General features: G+C 64.1%; 8 protein-coding genes. 7 read left to right on the top strand and 1 reads right to left on the bottom strand.

The features are described 5' to 3' along the window. Nucleotides 1–209: 209 nt before the first annotated feature. From NKI38_RS19645 to NKI38_RS19620, 6 genes are all read left to right on the top strand, one after another. Nucleotides 210–13,193, top strand: coding sequence for an inverse autotransporter beta domain-containing protein (locus NKI38_RS19645; RefSeq protein WP_352659843.1), 12,984 nt, complete (start codon nt 210–212; stop codon nt 13,191–13,193). Nucleotides 13,194–13,328: 135 nt separating this feature from the next. Further along, nucleotides 13,329–13,832, top strand: coding sequence for a phage tail protein (locus NKI38_RS19640; RefSeq protein WP_352659842.1), 504 nt, complete (start codon nt 13,329–13,331; stop codon nt 13,830–13,832). Nucleotides 13,833–13,844: 12 nt separating this feature from the next. Then, nucleotides 13,845–14,348, top strand: coding sequence for a phage tail protein (locus NKI38_RS19635; RefSeq protein WP_502899339.1), 504 nt, complete (start codon nt 13,845–13,847; stop codon nt 14,346–14,348). Between the two features lie 11 nt (nt 14,349–14,359). Next, entirely contained in the window at nt 14,360–14,884 is a 525-nt protein-coding gene (locus NKI38_RS19630; RefSeq protein WP_352659840.1) for a phage tail protein, read from the top strand. A gap of 29 nt (nt 14,885–14,913) precedes the next feature. After that, complete coding sequence (locus tag NKI38_RS19625; RefSeq protein WP_352659839.1) at nt 14,914–16,215, top strand: DUF8189 domain-containing protein; 1,302 nt, start codon at nt 14,914–14,916, stop codon at nt 16,213–16,215. A gap of 18 nt (nt 16,216–16,233) precedes the next feature. Further along, nucleotides 16,234–16,761: a GNAT family N-acetyltransferase gene (locus tag NKI38_RS19620; RefSeq protein WP_352659838.1), complete on the top strand. Its 528-nt coding sequence runs from the start codon at nt 16,234–16,236 to the stop codon at nt 16,759–16,761. A gap of 155 nt (nt 16,762–16,916) precedes the next feature. Here NKI38_RS19620 and NKI38_RS19615 read toward each other — a convergent pair whose 3' ends face one another. Then, a complete protein-coding gene (locus tag NKI38_RS19615) occupies nt 16,917–17,186 on the bottom strand; it encodes a DUF6916 family protein (protein WP_352659837.1) in 270 nt (89 codons plus the stop codon). Between the two features lie 263 nt (nt 17,187–17,449). Between NKI38_RS19615 and NKI38_RS19610 the strand changes: the two genes are divergently transcribed. Beyond that, on the top strand, nt 17,450–18,238 hold the full coding sequence (locus NKI38_RS19610) for a SapC family protein (RefSeq protein WP_352659836.1): 789 nt from the start codon (nt 17,450–17,452) through the stop codon (nt 18,236–18,238). The last annotated feature ends 54 nt before the right edge of the window (nt 18,239–18,292 follow it).

Raw genomic sequence — 18,292 nt, 5'->3', positions numbered from 1 at the left:
CCGCTGGTGGGGCTGTGATACAACACTCGGGACTGTTTCGAAAGGCGGGCCGGAGCCAAGCAAGCCGGCAAAAATACTGTGACCTTTCTGACACAGCGAGCAATTTTGGAGGAAAGCCCTAGAAATCGGGGAGTCCGAGACTCGCTATACAATAGAATTCGAGTAAGAATTTACAGGGGGACGTGTAGTCCCGGAAGGACTCGCCAGGGATGGGCACTACCGAGAATTCTCGGCAAGTTGGTGGGGTGGCGGCGCGTGGGGAGGATTTCCACGTTCGCGCCGGCTATCGCCGTTCGCGAATTGCAAGGCATCTGTGGAAGACGACGGCGCTTACGACGCTGGCGCTCGGCCTTTCGGGCATGGCCGCCCATGGCGACCCGAACGGGCTGTGGCAGCCGCAGATCCGCGCCATCATCGGTGCCGACAACAATGGCGGCAACGCCGCGCTCGAAGGCTTCATCCCGCTCAAGCAGACGGCCGAATCGGTGCTGTTCCTGGATCTCCGGGCCAAGCATGATTTCAAGGACAGTTTCGGCCAGGATGTCGGCCTCGGCATTCGCCGCATCGTCAACCCCGACCTGATGATCGGCGGCTACGCCTATCTCAACGTCGAGAACTACAACTCCAGCCAGTTCACATCGGCCACGCTGGGCGCCGAGGCGATCACGCCGCATTTCGACGCGCATGTGAACGTCTATCTGCCAATCAAGGGCGACCACACCGATCACTCGTCGAGTTCGACCCTGTCGATGGTCGGCAACCAGCTGATGGAGCAGATTTCGGTCCTCGACCATCGCGACTACGCGGCATGGGGCATCGAAGGCGAGATCGGCGCCCAGGTGCCGATCAACCTGCCCGACAAGCATTCGCTGCGGCTCGACATCGGCGGCTACCATTTCGAGGACCCGCATGGCGATGACGGCAGCGTCACCGGCGCCAAGGCTGGCTTCGAATACACGATCGGCGATGTCTTCGGCATCGGCACCGAACTGGTGCTCGCCGGCGAGGTGCGCAACGACAATCGCGACGACACCCAGTTCGCCGGCAGCGTGCGGCTGAACATCCCGTTCAATCCCGGCCATGGCTCGGACAATGCCGACGACGGGGCCGACAGCGGGCCGGAGCCGGTCTACCCGGTCAGCGAAGGCCTGCGCAAGCGCGTCAACGAGCGGGTGCGCGGCGATGTCGGCGTCAGGATCCAGTCGCAGACGTTGAGCGGCGGCACGACGACGCGCATTGCCATCAACGCCGCCACCAACGCCGCCTTCGGCAAGTTCTACTACGCTGACGGCGGCCTGGCCGGCGCCGGTACGTTGGCCGATCCGACGACGCTGGACGACGCCGTTGCCAAATCGGGTGCGAACGGCTTTGTCGTGGCGCTCGGCGGCAGCGGCAATTTGACGACTGACGGCGCGACGCTTGCCGATGGCCAGACCGTCATCGGCGGAGGCGAAAGCGTCACGGCAAAGCTTTCCGGCGGCGGCACCGGCACCTTCAACCTGGGCGGCAGCGACGGCACGATCCAGGGCACCAATGTCGCCAACAACGTCATCACGCTGGGCAATGGCAACACGCTGAACGGCATCACCATCACCGGTGGCGCCGACGGCATCTTGGGCAACAACATCACCGGCGCGACGCTGACCAAGGTGACCGTGGACGGTGCTGGCGGCAACGGCGCCGACTTCACGGGCAGCTCGACCGGTATCACCGGCTCCAACTTCATCACGACCGGCAACGGGCTCGACGGCCTGCACATCGATGGCGACGGCACCTACAATTTCACCGGCACAACGTCGTTGCTTGACAATGCCGACGACGGCCTCGATATCACGGGCAAGGGCACCTACACCTTCGCCATCGTCAACGCGCAGGACAATGCCGACCGCGGCATAACTGTTCAGGGCAGCGGCGGCACGTTCACCACCACTGGCGGTGCCATCTCGGGCAATGGCGGGATCGGCGTCCTCATCGACCCGATCACCGCGCATGTCGTGCTGGATTCGATCAGCCAGACGGGCGGCACGTCGGGCGTCGTGCTTGAGAATGTTTCGGGCAGCTTCACTGTCAATGGCAAGACGACGATCTCGAACACGGCCGGACCGGCGATCGCCATCTCGGATTCGCCGGCGGCGATCCGCTTCGGCGACGTCGCCATCTCGGCACCCGGCGGCGACGGCATGTCGTTTGCCGGCGTCAATGCGGCGGTGGTCGCCGGCAACATCGTCATCTCCGGCCTGGGCGTCGGCCAAGCCGGCCTCGACTTCTCCGGATCCAAGACCAATTTCACCGCGCAGTCGCTCAACATCACCGGCCCCGGCGCGGCCGGGTCGATCGGCATCGACCTTGCGTCGCCGAGTGCGGGCGGGGCAACGATCATCATCACCAATGGCGGCTCGATCGCCGGTGTCGACACCGGCGTGCGCTTCGGCATATCGGGGTCGCTGGCCAATTCGGCCAATGCCGAGTTCACCTTCGGCGGCGGCTCCATCGCCGGCATCACCGCTTCGCTCGACGCGCGCGGCCTGAACCAGACGCTCGGCCACTATGCTTTCGGCTCGACGACGTTCAGCGGCGCGCAGCTGTTCGATGTGCAGAATGTGATCTTCGTCGGCGCCACCGCGACCGGCACGGGCAGCGGCTCGTCGCTGCTGGACCTGGCCTCGGTCGCGACAGCGGACGCCAACACCGACGCGGACGCGATCTTCGTGCTGGTCAATCGCGGGACGGCCATCGACGACGCCGATGGCTTCTCGCTGGGCGCCGGGCAGACACTGGCCTCTTTCGGCAACGGGCGGACCTTCTCGCTCGGCGGCCTCCCGGTCAATGTGACCGGCGACAATGTCACCCACACCGGTGCCATCTCGGATGCCGGCGGCGCGGCGACGCTGACCAATTCCGGCGCCGGCGATGTCGTCATGCTGGCCAACAACAGCTCGCTGCTGGACTTCAACGTCTCCGGCGGCAGCGCCAATGGCATCTACGGCAGCGGCGTCAGCAATGTCACGATTTCAGGCGTGTCCGCTTCGGGGGCTGGTCTAAACGGCGTGCTGTTCGACGGCACCAACACGGTTTCCGGCAGCAATCTCAACTCCAGCAACAATGGCGCCGCCGGCCTGTCGATCCAGGGCGATGGTGCCTACGCTTTCGGCGGCACGACGATGCTGTCGGACAACGGCGACAACGGTCTGTTCATCGTCGGCGACGGGACATACGCATTCCAGACGCTGAACGCGTCCGGCAATTCCGGCTTCGGCGTCAACGTCCTCTCCACCACCGGCACATTCAGCACCACCGACGGCACGATCTCCGGCAATGGCGCGGCCGGCGTCGTCTTGCTCGGCGCCAATATCGACGTGACGCTGGCCAGCTTGACGCAGGACGGCGGCGGGTTCGGCGCGATGTTTGCAGGCGTGTCGGGAAATTTCGCCGTTTCCGGCGCAACGACTGTCAGCAACACCATCCTCGACGGCATCGGGATCTTCGACAGCACCGCCGATTTCACGTTCGGAGCCGTCGACATCTCGGACATCACCGCCCCGGGCGGCATCGGCATCGACGTCCAGAATTCCGGTGGCGCGGTCGCTTTCGGCGGGCCGGTGACCCTGACCCATGTCGACAGCGAGGGCATCCTCGCCATCGGCAACGCCGGCGCGATCACCTTCAGCGGCCCGGTCAGCATGACCGATCCCGGAGACGGTATCTGGCTGGAAGACAACACCGGCGCCGTTTCGTTCGGCGGCGCAGTCACCATCGACCAGCCGTTCGGAAACGGCATCGACGTCGTCGGCAGCAACGGCACTATCAGCTTCGGCGACATCGATATCACCGGCCTGTGCAACTGCTCCACCGCGCTCGACCTGTCGGGAAGCACCTCGACCTTCACCGCCGCCACGCTCGACGTCAGCGGTAGTTCCGGCGGCTCCTCGACCGGCATCGACCTGTCCGGCACCAATGGCGGCTCGGTGACCATCGGCAGCGGCGTCATCACCGGTGTCGACACCGGCGTCCAGCTGGGCACCAACGGCCTGGCCGGCACCACCGCCAACACGGCGTTCTCGTTCGGCGCGGCCGGCGGCGCGTCGATATCGGGCGTCACGGCATCGCTCGACATGCGCGGCCTGTCGCCGGGCAGCGGCACCTACGCCTTCAACGACACGGTGCTGAACGGTCCACAACTGTTCGACATCGCCAATGTCATCTACGTCGGCGCCGCCAACACGGGCCTCGGCGATGGCTCCAGCGTCAACGACCTGATCAACGCCACCGCGGCGGACGCGCTGGCGGCCCCGGCCAACACCATCTTCGTTCTGGTCAACAACGGGGCCGGAAACATCGACACCGATGCCGACGGCTTTACGCTGGCCGACGGCCAATCGATCGTGTCCTTCGCCAATGGCGCTTCCGTGAGCCTTGGCTCGCCGCCCGCCAATGTCACCGGCACCAACGTTGTTTCCGGCGCGACGCAGAGCGATCCGTTCGGCTTCGGCGCGGCGACGCTCAACAATGCAGCCGGCAACACCATCGACCTGGCCAACGGCAACGTCGTCGAGAACCTCACCGTCAGCAGCTCCAACCGTGCGATCGACGGAGAGAGCAGCGATGGTGCAACGATCAACGGCGTGACGATCAGTGCGGCCACGATAGGCCTTCTGCTTGACGGCACGACCGGTACGGTCGCGGTCGACAATTTGACGATCCAGAGCGCGAGCCTGACCGGTATCGCGATTATCGGTTCGAGCGCGACCTTCAATTTCACCGGCAACACCAGGATTACTAGCGCCCTCAATACCGCGCTGTTCGCCAACAATTTCGACGGCACCGCCACTTTCGACGACCTCGATATCAGTGGCGGCGGTACGGGTGCCGCTGTCGTCGGCGGCTCGAGCGGGACCTTGACCTTCGGGACCGGGAGTTCCATCGCCGGCACTGGCAGCAATGCCTTTTCCATCGGCGGCGGCTCGACGGCCAAGGTCACCTACAACGGCACCATCAGCCAGACCAGCGCGGCAAGCGCCGTCAGGATCACCAGCCTGAACGGCGGCGGCACCGCCACGTTCGGCGGCAAGATCACCGCCAGCACCGGTGCCGCCAACGCGATCGACCTGACCGGCAATGCGGGCGCCACGATCAATTTCACCGGCGGCCTCGACCTCAACACCGACGGCGGCTACGGCCTCAGAGCCATCAATGGCGGCACGCTGACGGTGACTGGCTCCGGAAACACCGTGGCGACCGGCGCCGGGCCGGATGAGAAGGGGATTCTCATCGGCGGCACCGGCATGACGATCGGCGCGGCCGGCGTGACCTTCTCCAGCGTCATCGTGGATGGCTCGGGCGGCGGCGTTTCGAGCGGCATCGTCATCGAGAACATCAGTACCGGCAGCGGCAATGTCACCTTCGGCGGCGTCAACATCAACCGCGTCAACAGCGATGCCATCCGCCTTACCAATATCGCCAGCGGCATTTATACCTTCAACGGCACGACGACGCTCGACACGGTCGTTGGTGGCGGTCCGGGCTTTGCGGTGCAGGGCAGCGCCGCGACCGTCAGCGTCAGCAACCTTGTCACCACCGGCGTTGCCGGCGCCGATGTCAGCTTGACCAACAACACCGGCTCGATCTCGATCCTCGGTGGGACCATCACCAATTCGGGCACTGGCGACGGTGTCGTCGTTTCCGGCGGCAGCGCGACAATCGGTGTAGCGGCCAACATCTCCAGCTCGGCAACCGTGCCAGGCACGGCGGTCAAGGTCGACGGCACCACCGGCGGCTCGGTGGCTTTCAGCGGCAGCGTCACCTCGACCGGCACCGGCAATCTTTTCGCGATCGGCTCGTCGCTGCCCCCAGTCGGCGGCGCGATCAGCTTCACCGGCTCGACGCTGTCTGCGACGGGCGGAGGTGGTGTGGTTGTTGTCGGCCTTGCTGGCACGGCGACGCTGAACGTCACCGCCCCGCTGTCTATCACCAATGCCACGACCACCGGCCTGGCCGTCGCCAATGTCGCCAGCACCGCATCGGCGACCTTCGGAGCGGTTACGGTGACGGGCGCCGGCGCCGACGGCATCGGCATCGGCAATAATGCCGGTTCAGTCACTTTCGGTACGACCCAGATCACGCTGGGCACCACGGCCGGCACCGCCGGCATCAACTTCGCGCTCGCCAATGCTGACGTCACCTTCGGCACGACGACCGTCGGCAATGTCGGCGCCAACCAGACTGGTATCGACTTCGGCGGCTCCTCCACGACCGCAGATTTCGGCCTGACCACGATCACCGGCACCGGCGACCTCACCTCGCGCGGCATCGACCTGTCGTCGACGACGGGCAATAAGGTCATCACCTTCCTGCAAGGTTCCAAGATCGACAATGTCGGCATCGGCGTCGACCTGTCGTCGGGCCTCAGCACCGCGACCACTGCCAACGCCACCTTCACCTTCGGCGACGGCGATTCGACCGACGGGCTGGAATCCTTCATCATCGCGGCATCCGGTGGCTACACCGTCAACACCGTCGGGCTGGATCCGACGAAGGGCAGCTACGATTTCGACGACGTGTCCTTCACCGGCAGCGCCAATCTGGCCACGGCTCCCGGTTCGGTCACCATGGTTTCGCAGTCGGGCGGCTTCATCGCGGCCGGCACGACCGGCAATCTCAGCACGGGCGTCAACTCCATCTCGCTCGCCGCAGCCGATGCGTTGACCGGCGCGCAGAACTTCGTCTTCGTTGGCACGATCGATCTCGGCGCCACCGCCTTCACACTCGACTCAGGACAGACCATTGCCGGCTTCGGCAATAGCAGCGTCGTTTCGACCGGCACGATCCAGCCGGCCAATGTCCAGGGCAATCTCGGAGCCAGCGGCGGCAACATCACCGGCGACGAGGCCGTGGTCAGCGGCACGGCTAATCTCATGCAGCTGCTCGGCGACAATGCCGTGCGCAACACCGCCTTCGACTTCAGCGGCGCCACCGGCGCTGCCTTCCTCATCGACCAGGGCGCGGTCGGCTTCAGCAATGCCAGCGGCATCACCATCGAAGGCGTGACGATCATCAATGTCGCGGTGGGCCAGACGGCAATCAAGGTTGCGGGCCTTGATGGCAATCTGTCGGTCATCAACAACAACATCAACGTCGCCGGCACGCTGCTCGACGTCAATGGCGGTACCGGCACCATCTCGATGTCGCGCGGCTTGCTGCCCAACGCCGGACCGGCAGGCACGCTGACAGGCGGCGGCATCAATATCGCCAACCGCACCGGCGGCTCGGTCACCTTCACCGACCAGGTCACCATCAATGGCGGCGGCGTGGCGATTTCGGCCGGCAGCGGGGCGGCGGCGGTCAATTTCAACGGCGGCCTCGCCATCACCGCATCGACTGCCACCGGCCTCAGCCTTGCCGGGCTGAACAGCCTGACTGTTGCCGATGCCGGCACGACGACGATCGACGGGACCGGCCAGACGGCATTGTCGCTGCAAGGCACACTCGGCGCCGGCGGTGTCCATTTCGACAGTGTCACTTCGACCAACGCGGGCACACAGGGCGTGCTGATCAGCGGCGCCAGCGGCGGCGCGGTCGACCTCGACGCAGTGACCGTGACAACTTCCAACGGCGCCGGCATCGAAATCCTCAATTCGGCCGGCACCTACACGTTCGGCAACACGACGATCGACAATTCCCAGTCGTTCGGACGCGGCGTCAACATCGAGAATGCAGCCGGCGTCACGTCAGCCACCTTCGACGGCACGCTGGCGATCACCACCGGCACCGGCACCGGTTTGCGTGTCGTCGGTGGCGCCACGCCCGCCAACACGAGCGTGAGCTTCACGGGTGCCGGCATAAAGATCATCACCGCGCAGGCCGGCGAGGCCGTCGACATCACTTCGGCAAACGTCAACGGCACCTTGACTTCGACCAGCGCCACCTTCGGCGCCGGCGCCGGCATCAATCTGCAGAATCTGACCGGCTCGCTCAATCTCGGCACCGGCACGCTGAACAACCTGGGCGCGGGCGCCGCCTTCAATGTCGGTTCGGGCACCGATCTCAGCGGCGGCAACGCTGATATTTCCTACGCCGGCACCATCGTCAGCGCCGGATTGGGTGCCGCCGTCTCGATCCAGGAGCTGACCGGTGGCTCGGTGACGCTGTCGGGCAATCTGACCGATACGAACGCTGCCGGCGGCGGCAATATCGTCGTTGCCAACATCAACAACGGCACCGCGGCCACCGTCAACTTCTCCGGCGCCACCAAGCAGATCCAGTCGGGTGCGACCGCCGGCGTCAACCTGGTCGGCAACACCAATGGCACCATCGATTTCAGCAATGGTGGCCTGGCCATCAACACGACCAGCGGCGTCGGCTTCGCCGCCCAGGCCGGCGGCACGATCAGCGTGGCCGGCACCACCAACACGATCACGTCGACCGGGAACGCGCTCAGCCTCAACGCCGTGACCGTTGGCAGCGGCATCAACTTCAACTCGGTTTCGACCAGCGGCGGCGTGACCACCGGCATCGCGCTCACAAACGTCGCTTCGTCCGGCGGTGCCGTCAATCTCGGCACGGTCGACCTGCAAGGCATCAGTTCACGTGGTGTGGACGTCACCGGCACACTCGGCGCGGGGCTCAATTTCAACTCGCTGAGCATCGGCCTGACCAGCACCACGGCCGTGGGCTTCGACCTCAACGGTGCGCAGATCAATGCCGCGATCACGGCCAATGATTTCGACGTAACTAACACGATAGGCGCTGGCACATCGATCGGCGTCGACCTGCGCGGCGCCACCGGCGGCCAGGTCGTGCGCCTCGGCGACGCCGTTGCGGGCGGCGCCAGCTCGAGCATCTCCGGCGTCAACACCGGCGTGTACCTCGACAGCGCCACCAACCTTGCCTTCACCTATGGCGACGGCGAATCGGCGATCGACCAGAGTTCGACCATCGGCGCCACTGTCGGCATCGACGCGTCCAGCGCGCCGACGCTGGGCACCTATAACTTCCAGGACGTCAGCTTTGCCGCCAGCCCTGGCCTCGGCTTCGGCGTCGGCAAGGTCTATTTCGTCGGTGCCAGCGCGACCGGCGACGGCACCGGCCGCGACCAGAGCAATCTGGCGACGCTGTCCACAGCGGAAGCAGCGGCGGTAACGAGCGATGTCCTGGTGCTGGTCAACGATGGCGGGACCATCACCGCGGTCGGCAGCAATTTGAACGACACGCTGGTGCTGGCCACCGGCGAGCAGGTGCGCGGCTTCGGCAATGGCAACATCAACCTGGCGATGTCGGTGCCGTCGACCATCCAGCTCGCCAACAACAACATATCGATCGTCGACGCCACGGCCGATGGCGCCGCCACGCTGACGACGAGTGCTGGCAGCAATGCCATCACGCTCGGCGCCAGCGGCAACTTCATCGACGGCTTCATCCTCGACGGCAGCCCGGCAGGCGCGGCGCGCGGCATCAAGGACAATGGCGGCGGCGCTTCCGGCAACATCATCAGCCACATGACGATCCGGAACTTCGCCACCGCCGGCGTCGAGATCACGCCGTCGACCAGCACCGCGATCGACAATGTGACGTTCGCCGGCAATGCCAGCGATGTCATCGTCAACGCGCTCAACACCACTATCACCAACGTCTTCAGCACCGGCGCTACCGGCATCGCCTTCGATATCCGCAACACGACCGGCACCACGACGCTGGCCAACCTCAACGTCACCACGGCGGCAACCGGCACCGGCATCGTCTTCGGCGGCACACCCGCCGGCCCGGGCGGCACGATCACCGGCACCAATGTCGATGCCACAGGCGGCGCCGGCGGCGGTATCAAGGTTACCGGCGGTAACGCTGCCATCGCGTTCGATGCGGCGAGCTTCGCTGCCAGCACGTCGGGTGGCACGGCGGTCACCATCGCGAACCGCAGTGGCGGCAGCTTCGCCTTTGCCGGCTCGGTCGTGGCGAATGGCGCGGCGAACGGCATCAGCGTTTCCGGCGCGACGGCGGCCAATACGGTCAGCTTCACCGGCGGTGTCGATTTCGGCAGCAGCTTGGTGCTGACCGGCACCGCCGTTTCGATCGACAACAATGCCACCGCCTCTACGGTCAGCTTCTCCAACCTCGCCATCGCCACCAACGGCACGACCGGCTTCAGCGCCAGCAATGGCGGCACAGTCAACGTCACCACCGGAACGGTGAGTTCGACGGGTGCGCAGGTCGTCGCGCTGAACGGTGTCGCTGCCGGTGTCGCTTTCACTTCGACCAATTCGAGCGGCGGCGTCAATAATGTCAACCTGACCAACGTGACCGGCACAGCTGGGCTCGGCAACGGTGCGCTGAGCGGCGCGACGGGCACATCGTTCGATGTCAGCGGCGGCAGCGCCACCGTCACCTATGCCGGCACCATCACCCAGGCCACGGCCGGCCAGCGCATGATCGCCATCGCCAACACGACCGGCGGCGCGGTCAATTTCACCACAGCGGTGGCGAACGGCCTCAACAACTCGGCCACTACCGGCACCGGCATCCTGATCGACGGTGCGGCGGGCAACGTCACCGTCAACAATGCGAGCCTGACCGGAGCGCGCGGCATCACCATCCTCGGTGACGCTTTGAACAACGCGACCGGCACCTTCACCTTCAACAGTGTCGCCATCCAGACCGCGGCCGGGGCGACGAACCACGCCTTCGTTGTCGATGGCGATCAAGGCCTGCCGCCCAACAACGACGTCAGCGCCGTCGTCAACCTGAACAATGTCGACATCACCAACCCGGGCGGCAATGTCGTCAATATCCAAGGCATGAATGGCGGTTCGGTGACTTTCGACGCTGCCAGCACGATCACCCGGACCAACAATGGGCTGGGCATCCTCGCTACCAGCAATGGCGCCGGCACGATCACTTTCGGCGGTGCGACAAAGACGCTGACCACAGGCGGCAACAATGCTGTCAGTCTAACCAACAATGGCGGAACGGCGATCAACTTCACCAATGGCGGGCTGGCGATCAACACCACCAACGGCACCGGCTTCAACGCCGTCAGTGGCGGTACGGTCTCCGTGACGGGCGCCGGCAATTCCATCACCACGACGAGCGGCGTCGCCGTAAACCTCGACACCGTCGTCGTCGCCGGCGGCGGCGTGAATTTCGCCACGACCAACAAGACGCTGGCCCTTGGCACCAATGCCGTCATCCTGGATACCGTCACCGGCGGGGCGATCGACCTGGGCACCGGCGCGCTGCTCGGCGGCGGCGGCGCCACGATCCGCATCGGCGACGGCGCCGGTGGCGTCAACAGCGGCGGCACGACGGGCTTCAGCTACGCCGGTACCATCACCAGCGGCACCGGCCGTGCGGTCGATATCCAGGACCGCGCCGCCGGCGCCGGCAACATCACGCTGTCGGGCAATATCACGCACAATGTCAGCGGCCAGATCGGTATCGTGCTGGACGACAACGCCGCCGGAACGATCACCTTCTCGGGTATGTCGAAGTCAATCACTTCGACGACGAGCGCAGGCGTCACCCTGACCGACAACACCGGCGTGACGATCGACTTCACCAATGGCGGGCTGGTCATCGACACCACCAGCGGCATCGGCTTCAACGCCACCGGCGGCGGCACGGTGACGGTGCAAGGCACCGGCAACACGATCACGTCCACAACGGGCACGGCGCTCAATGTCGCCAACACGACAATTGGTGCCTCGGGCCTGACGTTCCGGAGCATCTCGGCGAATGGCGGCACCAACGGCATCGTGCTCAACACAACGGGCCTCGCCGCCGGCAATGGCGGGCTGACGGTCACCGGCACTGGCGTTACGGCAGGTTCCGGCGGCACAATCCAGAACACAGTGCAAGGCGCGCTGTTCACGTCGACGAAGAATCTGTCGCTTTCGAACATGAACTTCACCAATGCCAACAGCGGCAACGGCACGCTCAACAACGTCGACGGTCCGACATTCAACAGTGCGGCCCAGGCGGCGATCAACATGAGCGGCGTGGCGACGGCAGCGTTCGCCAATTTGAATTTGAACGGCGGCGTCCAGGTAGGCATCAACGGCCAGAACGTCTCGAACCTGACGATCGCCAACACCACGGTGACCGGCTTCGGCGATGCCGTCTTCGAAGGCGGCATGCGGTTCTATAATCTCACCGGCACGTCATCGATCACGAATTCCACATTCAGCTTCACCGCTGGCGCTGGCGGCGACAATCTGGTCGATATCCGCAACGATGCCGGGACAAGCCTGACGCTGAATATTGCCGGCAGCACGTTCAGCAACACAAAGCTTTCCGCAAACGGAGCGCAGGGTCTCAACTTTGAGGCCTTTAGCAGCGCCAACGCGACGCTCAACATCTCGAACAGCAATTTCCTTAGCCTCAAGACCTCTGGCGTCGAAGCTTTCGCCCGCGACACCTCGACGCTGAATGTCAACATCACCGACGGTGGCACGGTCAGCAACGGCAATACGTTCGATCCGCAAGGCGGCCTCGGCCGCGCCATCGGCCTCAACGCCGAGGACACCGCCCACCTGAATTTCAAGATCCTCAACAACAAAAAAATCTATGGCAATGGCGGCCCGGTCATCAACGTCTTCGGCATCAACAATGCCGTCATCATGGGCCGCATCAACAACAATGCCGATATCCAGGGCGGCGGCGTCGGCTCGGCGGGCTCGCCGATCTACATCCATCCCGAGGACGCTTCGACCGGCGTTGTCGAAATCATCGGCAACACGATTACCAAGTCCGGCAACGATCCGGCGATTCTTGCCATAGCGCATGGCGACGGCGCCGGCCCGAGCGCCGACAATGGCTCGCTCGATCTGACGATCCGCAACAACAACATCACGCTTTCGGGCACCGGTTCGGCGGGCAACGGCGCAGTCGGCATCGACGTGCGTTCAGGAGCTGCTAACGGCGAACTCTCATCCGTTTATCTGAACATCGCCAACAATGCAGTGACCCTGGCCCAGCCAGCCGACGACATTGCCTTCCTGACCCGAGAAGGCAGCAACACGTCGCATCTGTATTTCCAGAACTTTGCGGGCGGCGCGAACAATCAGGCGATTGCCACCGCCGTCTGGAATGCCGGCGGCAACACGCCGATAGGTTCGGTGTTCTCGTTCGACGCTGGCGGTGCGTTGGCTTACACCGCGATCCCGGGTGGGCATAATGGCGGGCTGGTCCTTGTGCCGACCAACTAATTTCGATGGGGCATACTTACGAAGCATTAGGTATGTCCATCAGCAGTAGAGCGGCGTTAATTTTCTTCGATATTTCTGTCGACTTACTAATGTAATCGCCTTAAGGTCAGTACAAGTAGTTTTGGGAGAGGGCTTATGTCTGAACCGTTTTTGTCGGAAATCAGAATCATGTCGTTTGTGTTCGCGCCAAAAGGCTGGGCACTCTGCAACGGCCAGCTCCTGCCCATCAATCAGAACCAAGCGTTGTTTTCGCTGCTCGGCACTACCTTCGGCGGCGACGGCCGGGTGAATTTTGCGCTCCCCGACTATCGCGGACGCATGCCAATTCATGTCGGCGGCGGCCATACGCTGGGCGAACGCGGCGGCGAGCAGGCCCACACGCTATCTATCGCGGAAATACCCACGCATATACACGGCGCCAGCGCATCATCCGCCACCGGCGTAAGCAACCTTCCGGCTAACAACGTACTGGGCAACAGCACGCCGAACCTCCTTTATGGCCCGGTGCAAAACCTAGGTGCCATGGCTTCCGGCACCGTCACCGATATCGGCGGCAGTCAGGCGCATCTCAACATGCAGCCATTTCTGACGTTGAGCTTCTGTATTGCCCTGCAGGGCATTTTCCCGTCGCCAAATTGAGGAAACACGGTCATGGCACAGCCTTTTGTTGGTGAGGTCCGTATGTTTGCCGGCAATTTCGCACCGGCCGGCTGGATGTTTTGCGAAGGGCAGCTTCTGCCGATCTCCGAGAACGAGACGCTTTTCCAACTGATAGGCACCACCTATGGCGGGGATGGCGAGAGCACCTTCGCGCTGCCCGACCTGCGTGGCCGCCTTCCCATCCACCAGGGCAACGGGTTCATCCTGGCCGAGACGGGGGGCGTGGAGGAGCTCACGCTGACAATCCAGCAGATCCCGGCGCATACCCACGCCTTGCTGGCCTCAAACGACATCGCCAATCAGCCCAACCCCAGCCAAAGCGTCATTGGCAGGTCGGGTCAGGTCAACGCGTTCATCAACGGCGGTCCATCGGTGCCAATGAGCACCCAGTTTCTAGCCAGCCGCGGCGGCAGCCAGCCACACAGCAATTTCCAGCCCTATCTGTGCGTCGACTTCATCATCTCGCTGTTCGGCATATTCCCTTCGCCGACTTAAAGAGGACCGTCATGGCCGATCCGTTCGTTGCCGAAATCCGTATCTTTCCGTTCAATTTCGCACCCAAGGGCTGGGCTTGGTGCGACGGTCAATTGCTGCCGCTGTCGCAGAACACCGCACTTTTCTCGTTGCTCGGCACCACCTATGGCGGCGACGGCAAGTCCAACTTCGCCTTGCCCGATTTGCAAGGCCGCGCGCCGATGCACCCGGGGCAAGGGCCGGGCCTGTCGCTGCATGATCTCGGAGAAACCGGCGGTTCTGAAACCGTGCCTCTGCTGGAGTCCGAGATGCCGATGCATGCCCATTTCGTCCAGGCAGCTCCTTCGATCGTCAGCGGGGACAGCAACATCGCTCCCGGCAATGCGTTCGCCAAGTCGAGCCAGGGAAATGTATATGTCGCGCCAGGCAGCATGGTGTCGCTGTCGGACCAGACAATATCGCCTGCCGGCGGCGGCCTGCCGCATAACAATTTGCAGCCCTATCTCACCTGTTACTTCTGCATCGCGCTGCAAGGCGTTTTCCCACCAAGAGGCTGACACCGAGTCAACAGGGCAGGACCGATACGATGGCCAAGACAGCAGCACCAAAGTCCAAAGCGCCGACCTCCGCAGCCAGGAAGACGGCCGCGAGCGCTACGGCCGCGTCGCCGACCGCGCCCGTTTTCCAGAGCATGCCGGCCGGCGCTTCCTTCTTCGAATTGTCGCGGCTGATGGTGGTGGGCATCGATTCCGCGGCAGGGCACCTGATCCAGAAGGCTCAAGATGCGCCGAACGGCGCGTGGCCGGCGGCCTGGTCGATCATCGCTCCAGGAGCCTGGGTGATCATGACCGCCGGCCTGACCAAGGACGGTCGGGTGGCGGTGATCGCGCAGCCGTCTGGTACCACCAAGCTGTCCTTCATCACCGAGGACGCAAACCAGATCGGCCCGATCGACAAATGGACCGCGCCGATGGACATCGGCGCGCCGCCCGGCGCCACTTCCTATCAGAAGCTTTCGATGGCCAACGATGCCGACGGTCGCATCGAGGTGTTCCTCACCGACAATCAGGGTCGTATCTGGTGGATCTACCAGAATCCGGACCAGATCGTGCAGGTGCAGAAAACCATCACGCCGCCCGGCTCGACGACGCCGATCGTCGTCACCGTCGACGTGCTCGCGCCGCCCGCCAAGATGTGGAGCGATTGGATCCAACTGACCGGGCAGCTGGTGGCGATCACGGCGATCCGCCAGGCCGACGGCCGCATTGCGCTGTTCGGCATCAATTCGGGCCTCCATCTCTATCGCTGCCAGCAGGCGAAGCCGCAGGCACTGAAGGTCGCCGACTGGACGCAATGGGTGCAGATCGACACCGGGCCAACCGGTGGGTTCATCGAAATGGCGCCGGTGGTCGGCCCGCTCGGCGCCACCAATCTGTTCGCCTTGACCCAGAATGGCCAGGTCTTGCACACGCGCCAGAAGCCTGCCGGATCGGACAGCTGGACGCAGTGGGCAACGCCCGGCTACAGCAGGGTGTCCAAATACACACTTGCCGCGGGCATCCAGGGCGACGGCGACATCGTGCTGGTCGCATCCGACCAGCAGCTTGTCCACTCATTCAACGCCCAATATGATGCCGTCACCCAGAATTGGTCGGGATGGCGCGACTTCAGCATGTCTTCGCTGCGGACACGGCTCTCGCTCGACTACAATGCCGATGGCCGGCTCGCTTTGTTCAGCCTGCTGCTCATGCCGGACGGTACGAACGGGCTGTGGACGATCTCGCAGATGGGCATCGACAGCTCCGAATGGGAGTATGGCTGGACAACGCTTGCCAACAACAATCTCAAGCAGATTGTCGTGGTTCGCGACCTGACGCCGCCGGTCTGACGGTTGATTTCCGGCAGCGTGACAGAAGCGAAGCAGGCCCGTCCAGTCTGGCCCCGGTCTGATAAGGCCGGGCTCGGTTTCCGTGAGGCGACAGCGGCCGACATGCCCTTTCTGTCGCGGCTCTACGCCTCGACGCGCATGGAAGAACTTGCCGTGACATCGTGGACCGACGCGCAGAAGACGGCGTTCCTCGACATGCAGTTCCAGGCGCAGCACGCGCATTACCAAAAACACTATCCAGAGGCCGACTGGCTGGTGGTGGAACGCGATCGCGAAGACATTGGCCGGCTTTATGTCGAGCGTTGGCCGAGCCAGCACCGCATCATCGACATTGCTTTCCTGCCGGATCATCGCAGCAAAGGCTACGGTACGGCGCTGTTGCGAGACCTGATCGAGGAGGCATGGTTAGCCGGCAAATCAGCCTCGATCCACGTCGAGAAAAACAATCCGGCCAGGCGGCTCTATGTCGAGCTCGGCTTCGCGGTCGTCGAGGACAAGGGCGTCCATGATCTGATGGCCTGTGCGCCGCCGGGGGCTGGTACGTGACGGGCTGAAGGCCTGCCGACGCGCTTCGGCGAACGATCGCAAGCGAGGCTCTCACCAGCTTCGTCATCCTAGGGTCTCCGCGACGTCGCTTCGCGACTGCTTCGCCCTAGTCTAGGATGACGAAGGCAGAAGGAGCGGCTTCGCCTTGCAGGGAGTTAATTGAACACCGCCTCATACAGCCGCCCCGTCGCATCGGCCGCCACCGGCACGATGAAGATCTCGTGCGTGCCGCTTGTGCCGGTGAAGAGATAGGTCGCCTGCGGCAGCGCGATTTCGCGCGGGCCCCTGAACAGCAGCGAGAAGCCGCCGCCCGGGCGCGGGCTGGCGGCGATGGGGTTGACTGCGCTCAGTTCGAGCGGGATCTGCTGGCCCCCGGCTTCGATGGTGAAGGTTTGCCCCTGTTCGAAATCCGATACCGACGCCATGCTAGCCTCAATTGTCCGCTGCCGGCACTGTCGCCGCTTCGCGGTAGGCTGTCCAGAGGCGGCCAGTCTGCCGGGCCCTGCCTCAAGACAATTCGCCGCCGCAAACCCCAAAATACAGCACTGCCTGTCCTTTTATGCGCGCAAGAGACGCTGTAGTACTTTGTTCGCGCGCGGGATTCTTTTCGATTCAAGATCAGCGCAACCAAGACTGGATCCCGGCTTCGGGACCATTGACGGCCGGATCGGCTTGCGGGAGACGGACAATGGCGGATGCAAAGACGGACGTGGCGGGCGATGCGATGCCGCTGTTCTATTCCAGGCCGGAGGCGCTCAACCCGGCGCGGCACGGCTCGCTTGGCCTGACCGCGCGCAGCGACTTTGGCTTCGCCCGCTCGGCGCACGCCATTCCGGTGGTGGCGTCGGAAATGCCGGCGGCGATGCGCTCCTACCCGATCGTCTTCATCGGCGCCGCCAAGGCGCCGGTGATCATCACCGGCGTGCGCCAGGACGAGAACCTGTTCGTCGACGCCGACGGCAAATGGACCGGGCCGCACTACATCCCCGCCTATGTCCGCCGCTATCCCTTCATCCTGGCCGAAGACCCGAAGGCACCCGGCCGGCTGACGCTGTGCGTCGACCGGGCCAGCGACCGCGTCGTCGACCAGCTGCTGGCGCCGTCCCGCGACGAAAAGATCGCGCCCTTCTTCAGCGGCAACGAGCCGACCGAGGCGACCAGGCAGGCACTCGCCTTCTGCAACCAGTTCCAGATCGATTTCAACGCCACCCGCGCGATGATCGAAAGGATAGACGCGCACGGCCTGTTCGCGCCCCGCCAGAGCAAGGTGACGCTGGAAGGCGGCGAAGTGCTCAACCTCACCGATTTCCAGGTGATCGACGAGCCGGCCTTCAACAAACTGAGCGACGAGGCGTTTCTCGACCTGCGCAAATCCGGCGCGCTCGGCCTGCTCTACTGCCACCTCGCCTCTACCAACAGCTGGACGTCACTGGTGCACCAGGCGTCATTGCGGAAGGCGGGGCTGCCGGCGGGCTGATTTCATCGCCTTCTCCTCGCGCCGCAAGTGCGTCGAGGTGCATGTTGCTTTTGG

The sequence above is a fragment of the Mesorhizobium sp. M0621 genome (assembly GCF_040320745.1).
GTDB lineage: Bacteria > Pseudomonadota > Alphaproteobacteria > Rhizobiales > Rhizobiaceae > Mesorhizobium.
This window is presented reverse-complemented; position numbering and strand designations above follow the sequence as displayed.

Excerpts from the sequence above, each read along its gene's own strand:
- NKI38_RS19630 (WP_352659840.1), top strand. The coding sequence starts at position 14,360 with ATGGCCGATCCGTTCGTTGCCGAAATCCGTATCTTTCCGTTCAATTTC.
- NKI38_RS19640 (WP_352659842.1), top strand. The coding sequence starts at position 13,329 with ATGTCTGAACCGTTTTTGTCGGAAATCAGAATCATGTCGTTTGTGTTC.
- NKI38_RS19610 (WP_352659836.1), top strand. The coding sequence starts at position 17,450 with ATGGCGGATGCAAAGACGGACGTGGCGGGCGATGCGATGCCGCTGTTC.
- NKI38_RS19625 (WP_352659839.1), top strand. The coding sequence starts at position 14,914 with ATGGCCAAGACAGCAGCACCAAAGTCCAAAGCGCCGACCTCCGCAGCC.
- NKI38_RS19645 (WP_352659843.1), top strand. The coding sequence starts at position 210 with ATGGGCACTACCGAGAATTCTCGGCAAGTTGGTGGGGTGGCGGCGCGT.
- NKI38_RS19635 (WP_502899339.1), top strand. The coding sequence starts at position 13,845 with ATGGCACAGCCTTTTGTTGGTGAGGTCCGTATGTTTGCCGGCAATTTC.
- NKI38_RS19615 (WP_352659837.1), bottom strand. The coding sequence starts at position 17,186 with ATGGCGTCGGTATCGGATTTCGAACAGGGGCAAACCTTCACCATCGAA.